We start from the raw sequence: 15,628 nt of genomic DNA, 5'->3' as shown, positions 1-15,628 counted from the left end.
AGCGAGGCCAGCATGAGTGCATTGCCCCCCTTGAGGGTCTACTACGACGGCGTCTGCCCCGGTTGTCGCCGGGACCGGGCCCGCTACGAGCGCTGGGCCGGCGAGACCGGCCGCGACGTGAGTTGGTGCGACGTCACCGAGCATCAGCAGACGCTGCGCGCCAAGGGCATCGATCCCCAGGCGGCGCTGCTGTCGCTGCATGTGGAGGAGGCGGGCGGCGCCATCCGCGAGGGCATCGATGCCTATGTCCTGCTGATGCGCCGGGTGCCGCGGCTCAGGCCCCTGGCCTGGCTGATCGGCCTGCCGGGGCTCAAGCCCGTGCTGCGCTTCTTCTACGACCGCTGGGTACGGCGGCGCCTGGCCCGGGAGGGGCGCCTGCCCTGAGTCAAGCCTGGCCCTGCAGGGTGGCGATCAGCCGCCGGGGCCCGCCCTGGTCGCGGTGCTCGCCGAGCCAGATCCCCTGCCAGGTGCCCAGGGCCAGGCGACCGTCGCGCACCGCCAGGGTCAGTTGGGTGCCCAGGAGGCTCGCGATCACATGCGCGGGCATATCGTCGGGCCCCTCCAGGACATGCCTGAAGTAGGGCAGGTCGCCGGGCACCAGGCGGCGCAGGAAGGCGTCCAGGTCGTGGCGCACGTCCGGGTCGGCGTTCTCGTTCAGCGTCAGTGACGCCGAGGTGTGTTGCAGCTGCAGGTGCAATAGCCCCACCCGGCAGCGGGCCAGCTCGGGCAGCGCCGCCTCCACTTGCTCGGTGATCAGATGAAAGCCCCGCGCCACGGCGGGCAGTCGAATCTCCTGCTGGTGCCACATCTCGCTATCCTCCGGCTGTTGGCCGGCCAAGGCTAGCATCCGCCTTGATCGCCGGCATAGCAGGGCGGCGAGGCGGGGTCGTCGTGGTCGGCGGCGTCTTCGCTGGTCAGGGCGTCGAGCAGGGCCTCGCGCAGCACCGGCAGGTGGGAGGCCTCCAGGTCGCGGGCGGCGGAGAGCAGGGTCAGGCGACCGCGACGGGCGTGGCGCAGCAGCGGCACCAGGACCTTGGGGGCGTCGTCGAGCTCCCAGCGGTAGCGGCGCACGAAGACCGCGCGGCTGATCTCGTCCTGGTGCCAGGCGCGACGCAGGCCGGGGGAGGGCGAGGCGTCCCGGTACCAGTCGGTGAGGCGCAGGCCCTCGCGGCGCTTGCCCCGGGGCCAGAGGCGGTCCACCAGGATGCGGGCCCCATCCTCGGGCTCGGCCTCGCCATAGATGCGCTTGAGGCGAATATCGTAGGTCATCTCGAGTCTCTTCCTTGCACGCAGTGGCCGGGTTCCCAGCTTAGGCCGGGTGGGCGTCCCGCTCCAGTCCCGAAACGTTTACCGCTGGATTTGCGCCGAAGAGCGTTGGTGTCGGCGTTGTCGGGCGGCAGGTCGTGTCCCGTGGCTTCGGCTAGGCTCAGGAAGGAGCCGCGGAGGAAGCAAGCATGGCCAAGTCGCACGGCAGGTCCCAGGGCACTGACGAGGGGCTCGCGCCCCTGGCCCTCAAGCGGGTAGGCATCGACACCTATCGCGAGAACGTGGCCTACCTGCACCGGGAGTGCGACCTCTACCGGGCCGAGGGCTTCCAGGCCCTGGCCAAGGTGGAGGTGGGCGCCAACGGGCGGCGCATCCTGGCCAGCCTCAATGTGGTGGATGACGAGGCCATCGTCGGCCATGACCAGTTGGGGCTCTCCGAGGAGGCCTTCACCAGCCTGGGCATGGCGGAGGGCCAGCCGGTCTGCGTGTCCCAGGCGGAGCCGCCGGGCTCGATTCCCTTCCTGCACCGCAAGATCAACGGCGAGCGGCTGACCCGCGGGGATTTCCGCGCCATCGTCCAGGACGTGGCCGAGCGGCGCTACTCGAAGATCGAGCTGACCGCCTTCGTGGTGGCCTGCGACCTGGGCGAGCTGGATCGCGAGGAGGTCTTCTACCTCAGCGATGCCATGGCCCGGGTGGGGCGTCGCCTCGATTGGCACGAGCATCCGGTGGTCGACAAGCACTGCATCGGCGGCATTCCCGGCAATCGCACCTCCATGCTGGTGGTGCCCATCGTCGCCGCCCATGGCAGCCTCTGTCCCAAGACCTCCTCCCGGGCCATCACCTCGCCCTCGGGGACCGCCGATACCATGGAGGTGCTGGCGCGGGTCGACCTGCCTTTCGCCGAGCTCAACGAGCTGGTCCGCACCCACCGCGGCTGCCTGGCGTGGGGCGGCAGTAGCGACCTGTCGCCGGCGGACGATGTGCTGATCACCGTGGAGCGGCCCCTGTCGCTGGACTCGCCGGGGCAGATGGTGGCCTCGATCCTCTCCAAGAAGGTCTCCGCCGGCTCCACCCACCTGCTGCTGGATATCCCCGTGGGGCCCCAGGCCAAGGTGCGTTCCATGCCCGAGGCGCGGCGCCTGCGCAAGCTCTTCGAGTTCGTGGCCGGGCGCCTGGGCCTGACCCTGGAGGTGGTGATCACCGACGGGTGCCAGCCCATCGGGCGCGGCATCGGCCCGGTGCTGGAGGCCCGGGACGTGATGCGGGTGCTGATGCAGCACCCCGAGGCCCCCGCGGACCTGCGCCAGAAGTCGCTGCACCTGGCCGGGCGCATGCTGGAGTTCGACCCGGACGTGCGCGGCGGCGATGGCTATGGCATCGCCCGGGATATCCTCGAGTCGGGGCGCGCCCTGGAGAAGATGCGCGCCATTATACGCGCCCAGGGGGAGACGCCCTTCGACCCCGAGGCCCCGCCCCTGGCGCCACTGGGCTTCGAGGTGACGGCACCCCAGGACGGGGTGGTCACCGCCATCGATAACCGGCGCCTGGCACGCGTCGCCCGGCTCGCCGGCGCCCCCAAGGCCAAGGGCGCCGGGGTCGATCTGCTGGCGCGTATCGGCGATGCGGTCACGGCGGGTCAGCCCCTCTATCGGGTCTATGCGTCGTTCCGCAACGAGCGCAACGCCGCCCACCAGTGTTGTGACGGCGACACCGGCTTCACCCTGGGCGAGGCCTCGGCCATCGTCCCGTTCCACCGGGAGGGACCATGAGCGCGACCCAGACCGCGACCCTGCTCCATTTCGACGACGAGGCGGCGCCGGCGCAGCGCCTGGCCGAGGCGCTCAGCCTGCCGGCGTTGACCATCGAGGCCCATCGCTTCCCGGACGAGGAGCTGCGCCTGCGGCTGCCCTTTGCCGATGCCTGCCCCGAGACCCTGGTGCTCTACCGCAGCCTCGACCGCCCCAACGACAAGCTGGTGGAGCTGCTGCTGGTGGCCCGCCACGCGCGGCGCCAGGGCACCCGGCGGCTTATCCTGGTGGCCCCCTACCTCGCCTATATGCGCCAGGATATCGCCTTCCACCCCGGCGAGGTGGTCAGCCAGACCCTGGTGGGGGCCTTCCTCGCCGAGCTGGTCGATGCCCTGATCACCGTGGACCCGCACCTGCATCGCATCGCCCGCCTCGATCAGGCGGTGCCGCTGGTGGATGCCATCGCCCTCTCGGCGGCGCCGGCGCTGGGCAGGCTGGCCGCCGCGCGGCGTCCCGGGGCCCTGCTGTTGGGGCCCGACGAGGAGGCCGAGCAGTGGGTGGCCCGGGCCGCGGCGGTCAGCGGCCTCGACCACGCGGTCTGCCACAAGCGGCGCCACGGCGATACCCGGGTGAGCATCGCGCTGCCCGAGCTGGCGCTGGCCGGCCGGTCGGTGGTACTGATGGATGACGTGGCCAGCTCCGGCCATACCCTGGCCCGAGCCATCGAGGCGCTGCGCGGCGCCGATGTGGCCTCGGTGGACGTGGCGGTGACCCATGCGCTCTTCGCCGGCGAGGCCCTGGCGGTGATCGAGGCCGCCGGCGTCGACGGGGTATGGAGCAGCGACGCCATCGCCCACTCGAGCAATGCGGTTCCCCTCGCGCCGCTGTTGGCCGAGGCGCTCGAGCCGCTGATCCGCTAACCGTCGCCGAGGAGGCGCTATGGAGAAGAACCTGGCGGTATTGATCGACGCCGACAACGCCCAGCCGAGCATCGTCGAGGGACTGCTCTCGGAGATCGCCAAGTACGGCACCGCCAGCGTCAAGCGGGCCTACGGCGACTGGACCGGCCCCGAACTCAAGGGCTGGAAGGAGACCCTGCTGCACTACTCCATCCAGCCGGTGCAGCAGTTCGGCTATACCCGCGGCAAGAACGCCACCGACAGTGCCCTGATCATCGACGCCATGGACCTGCTCTACACCGAGCGCTTCTCGGGCTTCTGCCTGGTCTCCAGCGACAGCGACTTCACTCGCCTGGCGGCGCGCATCCGCGAGTCGGGGCTCACCGTCTTCGGCTTCGGCGAGAAGAAGACCCCGATGCCCTTCGTGGCCGCCTGCGACAAGTTCATCTACGTGGAGGTACTGCGCAGCGACGACGAAGAGGGCGAGGAGAGCCGCCGCCGCTCCGCCAAGGAGCTGAAGTCCGATAACCGCCTGGTCAGCCTGCTGCGCAAGGCGGTGGAGGCTTCCTCCGACGACAGCGGCTGGGCCTCCCTGGGGGCGGTGGGCAGCAATATCGTCAAGCAGTTCCCCGATTTCGACGCCCGCAACTACGGCTACAAGAAGCTCGGCGAGCTGGTCAGCGCCACCGAGCTCTTCGAGGTGGCCCAGCGCGGCGATGGCAAGGCGATCTATGTGCGCGACAAGCGCCGCAAGTCGGCCTGAGGCGGGCGGCGCTTCTGCTAGAGTAGGGCCTGCTGATGTTCCTCGGGCTTCACCAGGGAGCCCACGGGGTCGCTGGAACCCGGTCGAGGAGCTCGCGAAACCTCTTGAACCTAGCCAAGGAGCCCGAGTGTCCGAGCATGCTTTTTCCGAGGCCGAACGCCATGGCCTCTATCGCGCCATCTTCGAGCGCCGCGACGTGCGCTCGCAGTTCTTGCCCGAACCGATCCCCGCCGAGGTGCTGGCGCGGCTGCTGCAGGCCGCCCATCACGCCCCCTCGGTGGGTTTCATGCAGCCCTGGGATTTCCTGGTGATCGAGAACCGTGAACTGCGCGCGCGCATCCAGGCAAGCCATGACCGGGAGAACGCCCGGGCCGCCGGGAACTACCGGGGCGAGCGGGCCGAGCGCTATCGGCGCCTCAAGCTGGCGGGCATCCTCGATAGCCCCGTCAACCTCTGCGTGACCTGCGACCGGCGTCGCGGCGGGCCGCATGTGCTGGGGCGCAACTCCATGCTGGAGATGGATCGGTTCAGCACCTGCCTGGCGGTGCAGAACCTGTGGCTGGCGGCCCGCGCCGAGGGCGTGGGTGTGGGCTGGGTGAGTATCCTCGACCCGGTGGAACTGGCCGAGCTGCTGGGCCTGCCCGAGGGCGTCGAGCCGGTGGCCTACCTCTGCCTGGGCTATGTCAGCGAGTTCCTCGAGGCGCCGGAACTGGCCGCCCAGGGCTGGCGGCAGCGCCTGCCCCTGGCCGATCTGGTGCATGGCGACGGCTGGGGACGACCCCCGGAAACGCAAGCGCTCGAGCTGGCCCTGGCAGGCCTCGAGCCGCGATAATACCGCCCCTCTCCGAGACAAGACGCAGGACGCAGGTGAGTGACCCATGGCACTGAGCGAATTCGAGATCAAGCGGGCCGAGAAGGCCATCCAGGGCTTCCTGGCGACGCATCGTCCACCGCCCCAGATTCGCCCCCGGTTGGATCTCGGTGGGCGGGTCGACGGCCAGAGCGTGGAGATCTTCTCGATACGCCCCCGCTACGATGACCCCGGTACCCGCATGGAGACCCCGGCGGCCAAGGCCACCTACGTGAAGAGCCGTGGCCTGTGGAAGGTCTACTGGATGCGCGCCGACCTCAAGTGGCACGCCTACGAGCCCAGGCCCGAAGTGAAGAGCCTGGAGGCCTTCCTCGCCCTGGTGGGCGAGGATGCCCATGGCTGTTTCTTCGGCTAGCGTGGAACCCAGGCCGGCGTCGGCGACTCTATCTGCCGCCCCGCATGAGGTGGGGCACCCTCTATCGGCAAGGAGCAAGATGATGATGGATCCCCGTGTGCTGGGACTTTCCCTGCTGGCCCTGGGGCTGGCGGGCTGTGGCAGCGAGGCCGAGGCGCCTCCGGAGGAGGCCGGCGACTATGCCGCCCTGGTGGGTGAGTGGCGGGTGGTAGGGCATGAGGCGCCAGGCATCAGCGCCCTGAGCGAGGAGCAGGCCGAGGCCTGGCTGGGGGCGCGGCTGCGCATCAATACGGCCTGGATGGCCCTGGGAGAAACCTTCTGCGAAGGCATGACCCACGCGGCCGAGCCGCGTCCGGTCGGCGAGTTGCTGGCGGACTATCGCCTCGACGATGGCGCCTTGCCGCCCCTGGCCGGCCGCGAGGTGGTCGTTCAGCACCGCCTCGATTGTGACGGTCAGTCCTGGCCGACCCTGGGCGGGACCCTGCTGTGGCTGGACGAAGAGCGCCTGCTGGCGCCCTGGGAGGGCGTCTTCTTCATGCTGGAGCGTGACGACGGCTTCCGTGCCTACGGCAACGAGCCGTTCTGGAACCTGGCCATCGATACACAGGGCCTGCGCTTCGCCGATCCCTTCACCGGGCTCGATGTGCGCACGCCGCTGCCGGAGGCCGAGGCCCTGGCGGCGGGTGGCAGCGTCTACCACGCCCAGACCGAGGCCCATGACCTGCGGGTCGAGATTCGCCCCGAGACCTGCCACGACAGCATGGCAGGCGCCCCCTTCGAGACGACGGTGAGCGTGACCCTGGATGGCCAGCAGTTCGAGGGCTGTGGTGGCGCCGTGCCGACGTTCTAGGGCGCTCAAGGAAAGCAGGGCGGCAGGCTATCGCGCGGGTTGGCTAGGGCGGCGGCGTGTCCCCGCCGGTTGGCATGAGGGCAGTGGTCAAGGAAGGCAGAGCGGCAGGCTATTGTGCGGGTTGGCTAGGGAGGGGGCGGTCGGACGGCAGCAGCGGCGCTCAAGGAAGACAGAGCGGCAGGCTATCGCGCAGGGTGCGTGGGGTGATGCCCAGGTCGGCGAAGGTGCCCACGCCCTCGCCGACGAGGTTGTCCTCGGCCATCAGCCATACCTGATCGCGGGTCAGGGGCGGGTGGGGGAGCAGCGAGAGCAGACCGGCCAGGGCATGCCAGGCCCAGAAGGGCACCGGCAGCAGAGGGCGTTCCCGCCCCAGGTGCGCCTCGAGGCGTTCGAGGATCTCCCGATAGCCGAGCACGTCCGGGCCGCCCAGCTCGAAGAGTCGCCGAGCCGGGGCCGGCCCGGTCAGCAGGGCCAGCGCCGCCCGGGCCACGTCGGTGACATGCACCGGCTGCAAGCGGGTCTCGCCGCGGCCGAACAGGGGAATCGCCGGCAGCCGGGTCAGCCGTGCCAGGCCATTGAGGAAGGCGTCCCCGGGGCCGAACAGCACGCTGGGGCGCAGGATGATCGCCTTGGGCAGGTGCTCCAGCACGGCCGCCTCGCCCCGGGCACGGGCGCGCACATAGGCCGATGGCGAGTCAGGGCGGGCGCCGATACCGGAGAGCTGCACCAGCCGCGTGACGCCCGCCTCCCGAGCCAGCCGGGCCAGGCGGGCGGCCCCCTCCACATGGATCGTCTCGAAGCCGGCCCCGGGGCGCTCCACATAGCCACTCACCGCATTGATCACCGCCGAGGCGCCGGTCAGTGCCTCGGTGATCGTACCCTCGTCGCGAATATCCGCCGGGCAGAGGGTGATGGGATCCTGGGGTTCCGCCCAGTCGGGCCAGCGCGGATGGCGTGCCGCCAGGCGGACCGGGTGGCCCGCCTCCACCAGTTCACGCACCAGGTGTCGCCCCAGGAAACCGGTGCCGCCGAAGACCAGCGTCTCGCTTGTGGGTTGGCTCATGGGGGTTATCCCATCAGGTCGAGGAGGCGTTCCACCGCCAGCAGCAGCTGGCGTCGCGGCTGGGCGCCTTCCAGCACCCCGGCATGTTCGCCATCCAGCATAAAGCGCAGGCCGGGTACCCCGGAGATGCCCAACACCTGGGCCTGATGCTGATCGTCGCGCACCGCCTGACGAAAACGCCCTTCGTGAAGCGCTCGGGCCAGGTCGTGGCCATCCAGCCCCAGGGCCGCGGCCTGAGTCATCAGGGCGTCGATATCGCCCAGGTCGAGGCTGGCCTCGAAGAAACCGCGAAACAGCGCCAGGCGCAGGGCGGTGCCGGCTTCGGGGGCCTGTGCCTCGGCCCAGGCGTGGGCCTCGTGGGCCAGCCGCGAGCGGGGCTGGAGACTCGGCAGGCGCAGGGTCAGGCCCCGCTCGACGGCCATGGGGTAGACCGAGCGTTGCCAGACGTCATGCAGGTAGTCGGCGTCGGGGTCGAGGGGCGGGTGGGGCTCGGGACGCAGCTCGAAGGCCCGCCAGCGAATGCCGAGGGCTTCGCCGAAGCGGGCCTGGATGGCCTCCAGTTCGGGAAGCTCCAGGTAGCAGAAGGGGCAGACGAAGTCGCTGAAGACTTCGAGTGTGATGCGAGGTTGAGGCATGGTGGTTCTCTTGGCGAGGAACTTTCCCCTAGGGTAACGTCAGGGTGCGCCGGTGAACCACTCTGCCGCTTTCAGGCGTAGGTATTGATCTGGGTGCCGAGGTGCCCCTGGTCGGCCAGTTGCGGCTCGGCGGAGGCGGACTCCAGCAGGGCGGTGACCTGTTGCTGCTGGGTGGTCAGGGCCTCCTTGAAGATCTGCATCTGCGCTTGCTGGGCGACCTGGGCCTGCTGCATGACCAGGGCCTGGCTAACGGTGTGATTGATGGCCGAATCCATATTGGCATTCCTTGAATTAGCAAAAGTCCCTGTCACGCTATCAGTCCGCCCTCCGTGATGCCAGGCCTTCCCGAGGTGGAGTCTACCGCGCCGGCGGTGTAGGCTTGCCGGTTTCCTGATAACGCAAGGACTCTCGCGATGAGCGATCTGCCCAATTGTCCCGCCTGTGGTTCCGAATACACCTACGAGGATGGCATTCAGTTGGTCTGCCCCGAGTGCGGCCACGAGTGGGCCAGGGACGCCGCGCCGGAGTCGCTGGAAGACGAGCTGGTGGCCCTGGATGCCAATGGCAATCGCCTCGCCGATGGCGATACCGTCACCGTGATCAAGGACCTCAAGGTCAAGGGCTCCTCCTCGGTGATCAAGGTGGGCACCAAGGTCAAGGGCATTCGCCTGATCGAGGGCGACTCCGAGGGTGGCCATAACCTCGACTGCAAGGTGGAAGGCATCGGCCCGCTGAAACTCACCTCGAAGTTCGTCAAGAAGGCCTGAAGGCCGGCGCTTCTGGCCAGGGGACACCAGGGAGTGGAGTCATCATGGGCAATACCCGTTCGGTCTGGCGCGGGCTAGCGGTGGCACTGCTGATGTTGGGCGGCCTCGAGGCCCAGGCGCGGCCCTTCTATGCACCACCGGCGCCGGCCCCGGATGCACCGGTCTTCAGCGGTAGTGCCGAGCTCGGCTACACCCAGCTCTCTGGCAATACCGATAGCCAGACCCTGATCGGCAAGGCCAACCTCACCTGGCTCACCGGCGACTGGACCCACAGCCTGCGCGGCGAGGTGCGGAACGTCAGTCGGGACGGGGCCTCCCGCGCCGAGCGCTACCTGCTGGCCCTGCGCGAGCGGGTTGATATCTCATCCAGCCTCTACCTGTTCGGTTTCGCCCGCTGGGACAAGGATCGCTTCGGCGGCTACGACCAGCAGGTGACCGCTATTCTCGGGTATGGTCGTCAGGTGCTCGATGGCGAGACGCACCGCCTCTCGCTGGAGGCGGGGCCCGGTTATCGCCATGACTGGATCAGCGAGGCGTCGAGTGAGCGCCTGGCGGTGGGGTATGCCGCCGCCGACTACGAGTGGCGACTCTCCGACTATGCCAGCTTCAATCAGGAGCTCTCCCTGGAGGGGACCCGCGAGAACACCACCTCCCGTTCGCTGAGTTCGCTGACCGCCCAGCTGAATGCGCGGCTGGCGCTGCGCCTTTCCCATGAGATCAAGCGCAATTCCGATCCCCCCGAGGGGACCGATGCCCGCACCGATCAGACCACCAGCGCCTCGCTGCTCTATCGCTGGTAGCCGACTCTGCCGCTCTATGCCTAAGGTGAAGAGAGTGGTGTCGAGGAGAGCCAGGATGAGCATGATTCCTATCGGTGGCGGGGCAGGTGAGGGCGCCCCCGTCGAAGCCAGTCACGCCGAACGTATTCACGCCGAACGTATTCACGCCGAACGTATTCTCGAGGCGGCCCTGCGCCAGGCCGAGACTCGCGGCTGGGAGGCGGTGTCGCTGATCGAGGTGGCGGCCGGCCTGGGTGTGTCCGCGGAGGCGGTGCTGGATCACTATCGGGACGCCAACGACGTCGCCGATGCCTGGTTCCGGCGCGGCTGGCGCGCCATGCTGGCCGACAAGCCCCCGGGCTTTGCCGCCTGGCCGCCCCGGGAGCGCCTGCGCCACTGCCTGCTGGCCTGGTTCGATGCCCTGGCGAGCCATCGCCGAGTGACGGTGCAGATGCTGCGCACCAAGGCTCATCCCCCCCACCTGCATACCTGGGTACCGATGCTCTTCGATCTGTCGCGGACCGTGCAGTGGTGGCGCGAGGCGGCGCGCCTTGAGGCGCCCTATGGCAGCCGGCGGGCCCAGCTGGAGGAAGTCGGTCTCACCGCCCTGTTCCTGGCCACCTTGCGGGTCTGGGCCCGTGACGAGAGCGAGGGACAGCGTCGTACCCGGCGCTTTCTCGAGCGCCGCCTGGAGCGTGCCGAGTGGTGGCTGAGTCGCTGTGACCGGTGCCGCATACGACACCGCCGAGGCCACAGGGCCTCGGCGGGGTAAGGCGCCGTTCGGGGAGGGCAATCCCTACCGGCGGTCCAGGGCTTCCTCGGCGCGGGCCTGCCAGGGGCCGGGCAGGGCGGCGGCGCGCTCGAAGGCCTCCCGCGCCCGCTCCGGGGCGTCGAGCCCCTCCAGGGTCAGGCCCAGGTTGAGCCAGGCCACCGCCAGCTGCGGGTCCGCCTCGGTGGCGCGCCGGAAGGCTTCCGCTGCCCCCCGAGGATCGCCGCCGCCATGGCGGGCGTTGCCCAGGGCGAACCAGCCCATGGCGGCCTCCGGCCAACGCCGGGTCAGTGCCTCCCAGGCGGGCAGGGCGGCCAGCGGTCCCTGGGCCCGTTCGAAGTCGGCGATGGCCTGCAGGCTCCTCACCGGCCCGGTGCTGGCGGGCAGCTCCCCCGGCGGCAGGGCCACGACTGCCCAGCGCTCGCTGCGCGCCCAGGTGGCATCGAAGCGCCGGAACGACTCCAGCCGCTCGGGCTCCTCGCCACTGTGCAGGGTCATCAGGCGGTCATCCAGGTCATAGCCGATGGCCACGGCGTAGTGCCACATGGGCCAGGCCGGCAGTGACAGGTTCTGCATCACCACTACCGGGTGGCCGGCGGCCAACTCCTCGAGCAGCGACTCGAAGCGCCCATCGAGCACGAAGGGGACCCGCCCCTGGCGGCGCAGGGTGGCCAGCATCTCCGGCTGCACGCTGCCCTCCCGATGGGGGAGGAAGACCTGGGGGATCAGCTCGTCCACCGTGGCATCGACGCCGCTGGCATTGAGTACCATGGCCAGGGATGCCGGGCCGCACTGGTACTCCCGCTGGGCATGGAAGGGGACCCCCTCCAGCTGCACCCGGGGCGGTACGCCCATGGCCTCGGGACTGGCCAGGCGCGGCGCACTGGCGCAACCGGACAGGAGCGACAGGCCGAGCATCAACAGCACAACGCCCGCGAGGCGGGCGTTGAGGCGTGAGCGGTGGCCGGGGACCTGGCCCCGTCGCTTAGCGGGTAAAGGGAAACGCATTGGTCAGGCCCAGGATATCGGTGACCAGCAGGATCACGAAGACCGCGAACAGCACGCCTATCACGCTGGCGCCGGCGGGCAGTTGCTCCAGTTGGTCGGCCATCTGGCGAACTTCGGCATCGGAGAGGGCGGCCACGCGAGCCTCGACTTCGGCCGGGTCGACGCCCTGGGCGACCAGTTGGTCCTGGACCTCCTGGCGGGCGAGGATCTCGCTGATGCGTTCCCGGTCGGCGCTGACCTGGTCCTGGCTCAGGGCCTCCTGGGTGGAGATCAGGCCGGTGGCCGGGCTGGGGGCGGCGGCGACCGGCAGGCTGCCGAGCACCAGGCAGAGGATCAGCAGGGGGCTGAGGACGCGTGCGACTGTCTTCATCATAAGAGGATTCCTTACTCTGGGAATGGCTTCCGGCTTCGTTTCCTACGGCACTCAGGCGGGTGCCGTCACGCGATGCTTCTCCAGTATAGAGTTAGAGCCCTATGATTTTCATGCCTTTTCTGCGCCCTTCTCGGAGGAGAGCGGCGACCGGGAAAGCCTGTTATCGAGATATCAGCAAACCAACCTTCACCTCGCTGGTGCATTTTGTCAGAATCCTGCCTCCTTCTGGTGCATTCAGTGGACGATCATGAAGACCTATTTCGGCAAGATGCGTGGCGAGCCCGCGCGGCGCCCCCGTGCCGACTGGCAGGACGCCCTCTGGTCCTGGGCCGGTGCCTTCGCCGGCATGGGCGCCATCTGCTGGCTGAGTGCCCATTGGCTCAGCGATCAGCTGTTGATCCTCGGCTCCTTCGGCGCCACCTCGGTGCTGATCTATGCCGCCCCCCAGAGCCCCTTCGCCCAACCCCGCAACGTGCTGCTGGGCAGCATGCTGTCGGCGGGCGTCGGCGTGGCTTGCGTCCAGGCGCTGGGCACCACGGCCCTGGCCGTGGCCCTGGCGGTCTCCCTGGCCATTCTGGTGATGCAGTTGACCCACACCGTCCACCCGCCCGGCGCCGCCGCCGGCCTGATCGCCGTGGTCGGTGGCCCCGAGGTCGAGGCCCTGGGCTGGTGGTATCCACTGCTGCCGGTGGGCCTCGGCTGCGCGGTGATGCTGGTGGTGGCCATCCTGGTCAATAACCTGGCTCGCCATCGCCGCTATCCCGTGCATTGGCGTTGAGCCTCCAGGGTGAAGCCAAGGCGCTAATTCATGGCATTCTAGGTAAGATGGGGATAACCGCTGCAGACAGGGAAATGACTAGGGCGCGCCATGCCGGAGACCAAGCCTTCTTACACCCGCATCAAGGACTATCTGCTCGAAGAGATCGAGCGCGGAGCTTTCGCTCCGGGGGATCGTATTCCCGCAGAGAATGCGTTGGCCAAGAGTTTTGGCGTGAGCCGCATGACCGCCAACAAGGCGATCCGGGATCTGGTCAACAAGGGGCTCTTGATGCGGAGAACCGGATCCGGCACCTATGTGGTGGAGCGCAAGGCGGAGTCCTCGCTGTTCGAGATCAAGAATATCGCGGATGAGATTGCCGCCCGAGGGGGGAGGCACAGCAGCGAAGTGATTCGCTTGGAGGAGGTCAGTGCACCCGAGGAGGTGGCTATCTTTCTCGGGGTGCGGACCGGCTCGACGGTCTTTTATTCCGAGATCGTGCACCGGGAGGATGGGGTCAAGATCCAGTTGGAGCGGCGTCATGTGAACCCCAAGCTGGCCCCCGACTATCTTCAGCAGGACTTCGAGACGCAAACACCGAATGCGATCCTCGTGGCCCGCTACCCGGTCACCGACGTGGAGCATTCGGTTGAGGCGGTGCTACCTAGCCCGCATGAAGCCGCCTTGCTGGATATTGCCGAAGGCGAGGCTTGTCTGAAAGTGATTCGACGCAGTTGGTCCGGCGAGCTGTTGATCAGCTACACGCAGCTGCTGCACCCGGGGTCTCGCTATAGGCTGAACGCCAGGGTGAATGTCAGTCACCTCTAGAAAGCCAGGTATCGCGACTCGCACAAAGGCCACCCTCCGGGTGGCCTTTGTTGTTTTGGCAGGGGTTAGCCAGCGAGGAACAGGACGAGATAGCCGGCCGGGATCGCCAGGAACAGGCCGATGGCGGTGCGAATGAACCAGATCGCCAGCAGCTGCGGAATGGAAATGGGAATGTTGGTGGAGAGAATGCAGGGAATCGATGCCGAGAAGAACAGGATCGTGGAGATCGACACGATGGCGGTGGCGAAGCGGGCCACGAAGGAGGCCTCGGTCATCTGCAGGGCCGGCAGGAACAGCTCGGCGAGGCCAGACGCGGTGGCCTGGGCCAGCATCAGGCCATCATCGAGTCCCCAGGGCAGTACGAAGGGGTAAAGGGCATAGCCGAGCCAGTCGAATACCGGGGTATAGGTGGCCACCAGCAGGCCGATCAGCCCGACCGACATGATCGAGGGGAGGATGCTCATGGCCATCAGCACCCCCTCGCGGGCGTTGCTGAGTACATTGCGTTGCAGGCTCGGTGCCCGCTCGGCGGCTCCCAGTCCGGCACGCAGCGCGCTGCTCAGGCGCTCTCCCCGGGGCACCATCGGCTCGGGGTTGGTGGCATCGGCGCTCATGCGGCTGATCGGCGGAATGCGTGCGGTAATGGCGGTGATCAGGAAGGTGATCAGCAGGGTCAGCCAGAAGTAGTGCAGCCAGACATGCATGATGTTCAGGGTGTTTGCCACCACGATCATGAAGGTCACCGAGGCGGTGGAAAAGCCGGTGGCAATGATGGCCGCCTCGCGGTTGGAGTACATGCCGCTGGTATAGACCCGGTTGGTGATCAGCAGTCCGATGGAGTAGCTGCCGACGAAGGAGGCCACCGCATCGATGGCGGAGCGGCCCGGCGTCTTCCATAGCGGGCGCATCAAGGGCTGGCAGATCACTCCGACCAGTTCCAGCAGCCCGTAGGTGGTGAGCAGGGCAAGGAAGATGGCGCCGATGGGCACGATCAGGCTGACCGGCACCACCAGCTTGTCGAGCAGGAAGGGCAGCTTGTCGGGTTCGTGCAGTAGGGCGGGTCCGACGCCACTCATGGCCATCACCATGAAGGCGACCCCGGCCACTTTGAGCAGGGTAAATACCAGATTGGTGGTGCTACGCCGCCAACTGCCGGTGACAAAGGGGTAGATAGCACCGGCGGTAATCACGGCCAAGGCGTACCAGGGGGCCCAATCGCCCAGCAGGCCGATGCAGTAGCGCACGAGGTGATCCAGCAGGATGGTAGAGCGTCCGCCGATCTCGATGGGCACGAAGAAGAAGAGGATGCCGATGCTGCTGGGGATCACCAGCTTCATCAGGTTCCACCAGTTGCTTTTCCTGTTCTTGGGGTAGTCCGCCAGTTTTTCCATATGGAATTCCGCCGTTGGGTTTGTTGTGTCATGGCAATGTGTATATACAGCATCATCGAGATTCCTCCCCTCTCCTAGTTTTTTGAATTAGACATTAGTCTCACAGACATGAGGTGAGATTAAAATATTTGCATTAAAAACAATGGTTTAATATTGCCTGTGGTATTTTTCTCTCATTGCGCTATTGACTGATCCGGTGCCCATGGTTGATATCTGTATATACACATTTGGCGCCATCAGGGCGCCTCCTCCCAATCACAACATCGAGGACGCCTCATGACCCAGTATCAGCCCATCGATCGCGATCCGCGCCACGACCCGTCCCGCCGGAACGCCGGCCGCCAGATCGGCGCCCCCACCGGCACCGAGCTCAGCTGCAAGAGCTGGCTCACCGAGGCACCGCTGCGCATGCTGATGAACAACCTCCACCCGGACGTGGCCGAGCGCCCCGAGGACCTGGTGGTCTATGGCGGCATCGGCCGTGCCGCCCGTGACTGGCAGTG

The 15,628-nt window shown here is 67.8% G+C and carries 20 protein-coding genes and 1 pseudogene; 13 read left to right on the top strand and 8 right to left on the bottom strand.

Annotated elements, in window-relative coordinates; translation table 11 throughout:
• Nucleotides 1-12 precede the first annotated feature (12 nt).
• Complete coding sequence (locus tag IHD13_RS13380) at nt 13-384, top strand: thiol-disulfide oxidoreductase DCC family protein (protein ID WP_195861537.1); 372 nt, start codon at nt 13-15, stop codon at nt 382-384.
• A 1-nt stretch (nt 385) separates the two neighbouring features.
• Here the strand turns inward: IHD13_RS13380 and IHD13_RS13375 are convergent, their stop codons facing one another.
• Together IHD13_RS13375 and IHD13_RS13370 are read right to left on the bottom strand one after the other, a co-directional pair.
• The gene (locus tag IHD13_RS13375; protein ID WP_195861536.1) at nt 386-808 is read right to left on the bottom strand and encodes a secondary thiamine-phosphate synthase enzyme YjbQ; all 423 of its coding nucleotides are present in this window, start codon (nt 806-808) and stop codon (nt 386-388) included.
• A gap of 32 nt (nt 809-840) precedes the next feature.
• Nucleotides 841-1,269, bottom strand: a complete 429-nt coding sequence (locus IHD13_RS13370; protein ID WP_195861535.1) for a DUF488 domain-containing protein — start codon at nt 1,267-1,269, stop codon at nt 841-843.
• Nucleotides 1,270-1,454: 185 nt separating this feature from the next.
• Between IHD13_RS13370 and IHD13_RS13365 the strand changes: the two genes are divergently transcribed.
• The 6 genes from IHD13_RS13365 (at nt 1,455) to IHD13_RS13340 (ending at nt 6,755) form a co-directional block, all read left to right on the top strand.
• Nucleotides 1,455-3,038 carry a thymidine phosphorylase family protein gene (locus IHD13_RS13365; RefSeq protein ID WP_195861534.1) on the top strand — a complete coding sequence of 528 codons (1,584 nt, stop codon included), beginning with the start codon at nt 1,455-1,457 and terminating at the stop codon, nt 3,036-3,038.
• Nucleotides 3,035-3,937 carry a ribose-phosphate diphosphokinase gene (locus tag IHD13_RS13360; protein ID WP_195861533.1) on the top strand — a complete coding sequence of 301 codons (903 nt, stop codon included), beginning with the start codon at nt 3,035-3,037 and terminating at the stop codon, nt 3,935-3,937. The genes IHD13_RS13365 and IHD13_RS13360 overlap by 4 nt, the downstream gene beginning before the upstream one ends.
• Before the next feature lie 19 nt (nt 3,938-3,956).
• Complete coding sequence (locus IHD13_RS13355; RefSeq protein WP_195861532.1) at nt 3,957-4,679, top strand: NYN domain-containing protein; 723 nt, start codon at nt 3,957-3,959, stop codon at nt 4,677-4,679.
• Between the two features lie 127 nt (nt 4,680-4,806).
• Entirely contained in the window at nt 4,807-5,511 is a 705-nt protein-coding gene (gene bluB, locus IHD13_RS13350; protein WP_326838358.1) for a 5,6-dimethylbenzimidazole synthase, read from the top strand.
• Between the two features lie 46 nt (nt 5,512-5,557).
• Nucleotides 5,558-5,905, top strand: coding sequence for a DUF3024 domain-containing protein (locus IHD13_RS13345; protein ID WP_195861530.1), 348 nt, complete (start codon nt 5,558-5,560; stop codon nt 5,903-5,905).
• A gap of 82 nt (nt 5,906-5,987) precedes the next feature.
• A complete protein-coding gene (locus IHD13_RS13340; RefSeq protein ID WP_195861529.1) occupies nt 5,988-6,755 on the top strand; it encodes a COG3650 family protein in 768 nt (255 codons plus the stop codon).
• A 160-nt stretch (nt 6,756-6,915) separates the two neighbouring features.
• Here the strand turns inward: IHD13_RS13340 and IHD13_RS13335 are convergent, their stop codons facing one another.
• The 3 genes from IHD13_RS13335 to IHD13_RS13325 all read right to left on the bottom strand — a co-directional run bounded on the left by IHD13_RS13335 (nt 6,916) and on the right by IHD13_RS13325 (nt 8,728).
• Entirely contained in the window at nt 6,916-7,818 is a 903-nt protein-coding gene (locus IHD13_RS13335; RefSeq protein WP_195861528.1) for a complex I NDUFA9 subunit family protein, read from the bottom strand.
• 5 nt (nt 7,819-7,823) lie between these two features.
• Nucleotides 7,824-8,453, bottom strand: coding sequence for a DsbA family oxidoreductase (locus IHD13_RS13330; RefSeq protein ID WP_195861527.1), 630 nt, complete (start codon nt 8,451-8,453; stop codon nt 7,824-7,826).
• Nucleotides 8,454-8,524: 71 nt separating this feature from the next.
• Nucleotides 8,525-8,728: a putative motility protein gene (locus IHD13_RS13325; RefSeq protein WP_195861526.1), complete on the bottom strand. Its 204-nt coding sequence runs from the start codon at nt 8,726-8,728 to the stop codon at nt 8,525-8,527.
• Between the two features lie 138 nt (nt 8,729-8,866).
• On the opposite strand from IHD13_RS13325, the gene IHD13_RS13320 reads away from it, so the two are divergent.
• From IHD13_RS13320 to IHD13_RS13310, 3 genes are all read left to right on the top strand, one after another.
• Entirely contained in the window at nt 8,867-9,220 is a 354-nt protein-coding gene (locus IHD13_RS13320) for a zinc ribbon domain-containing protein YjdM (protein ID WP_195861525.1), read from the top strand.
• A gap of 92 nt (nt 9,221-9,312) precedes the next feature.
• Nucleotides 9,313-10,020 carry a DUF481 domain-containing protein gene (locus tag IHD13_RS13315; RefSeq protein WP_230086313.1) on the top strand — a complete coding sequence of 236 codons (708 nt, stop codon included), beginning with the start codon at nt 9,313-9,315 and terminating at the stop codon, nt 10,018-10,020.
• 55 nt (nt 10,021-10,075) lie between these two features.
• On the top strand, nt 10,076-10,771 hold the full coding sequence (locus IHD13_RS13310; RefSeq protein WP_195861523.1) for a TetR/AcrR family transcriptional regulator: 696 nt from the start codon (nt 10,076-10,078) through the stop codon (nt 10,769-10,771).
• Between the two features lie 24 nt (nt 10,772-10,795).
• On the opposite strand, the gene IHD13_RS13305 is transcribed toward IHD13_RS13310, so the two are convergent.
• Complete coding sequence (locus IHD13_RS13305; RefSeq protein WP_230086312.1) at nt 10,796-11,686, bottom strand: PA2778 family cysteine peptidase; 891 nt, start codon at nt 11,684-11,686, stop codon at nt 10,796-10,798.
• A 67-nt stretch (nt 11,687-11,753) separates the two neighbouring features.
• Nucleotides 11,754-12,146: a PA2779 family protein gene (locus tag IHD13_RS13300; protein ID WP_195861581.1), complete on the bottom strand. Its 393-nt coding sequence runs from the start codon at nt 12,144-12,146 to the stop codon at nt 11,754-11,756.
• Between the two features lie 250 nt (nt 12,147-12,396).
• Between IHD13_RS13300 and IHD13_RS13295 the strand changes: the two genes are divergently transcribed.
• Nucleotides 12,397-12,927, top strand: coding sequence for an HPP family protein (locus IHD13_RS13295; protein ID WP_195861521.1), 531 nt, complete (start codon nt 12,397-12,399; stop codon nt 12,925-12,927).
• 90 nt (nt 12,928-13,017) lie between these two features.
• Nucleotides 13,018-13,734 carry a histidine utilization repressor gene (hutC, locus tag IHD13_RS13290; protein ID WP_195861520.1) on the top strand — a complete coding sequence of 239 codons (717 nt, stop codon included), beginning with the start codon at nt 13,018-13,020 and terminating at the stop codon, nt 13,732-13,734.
• A gap of 65 nt (nt 13,735-13,799) precedes the next feature.
• Here hutC and IHD13_RS13285 read toward each other — a convergent pair whose 3' ends face one another.
• Nucleotides 13,800-15,125 (bottom strand): YjiH family protein, encoded by a 1,326-nt coding sequence (locus IHD13_RS13285; protein ID WP_195861519.1) that lies wholly within the window; start codon nt 15,123-15,125, stop codon nt 13,800-13,802.
• Nucleotides 15,126-15,401: 276 nt separating this feature from the next.
• Here IHD13_RS13285 and IHD13_RS13280 point away from each other — a divergent pair.
• Nucleotides 15,402-15,628: pseudogene (locus IHD13_RS13280) on the top strand (hypothetical protein); the annotation flags it as partial.

It is taken from the genome of Halomonas sp. 328 (genome assembly GCF_015645095.1).
Lineage (GTDB): Bacteria > Pseudomonadota > Gammaproteobacteria > Pseudomonadales > Halomonadaceae > Bisbaumannia.
This window is presented reverse-complemented; position numbering and strand designations above follow the sequence as displayed.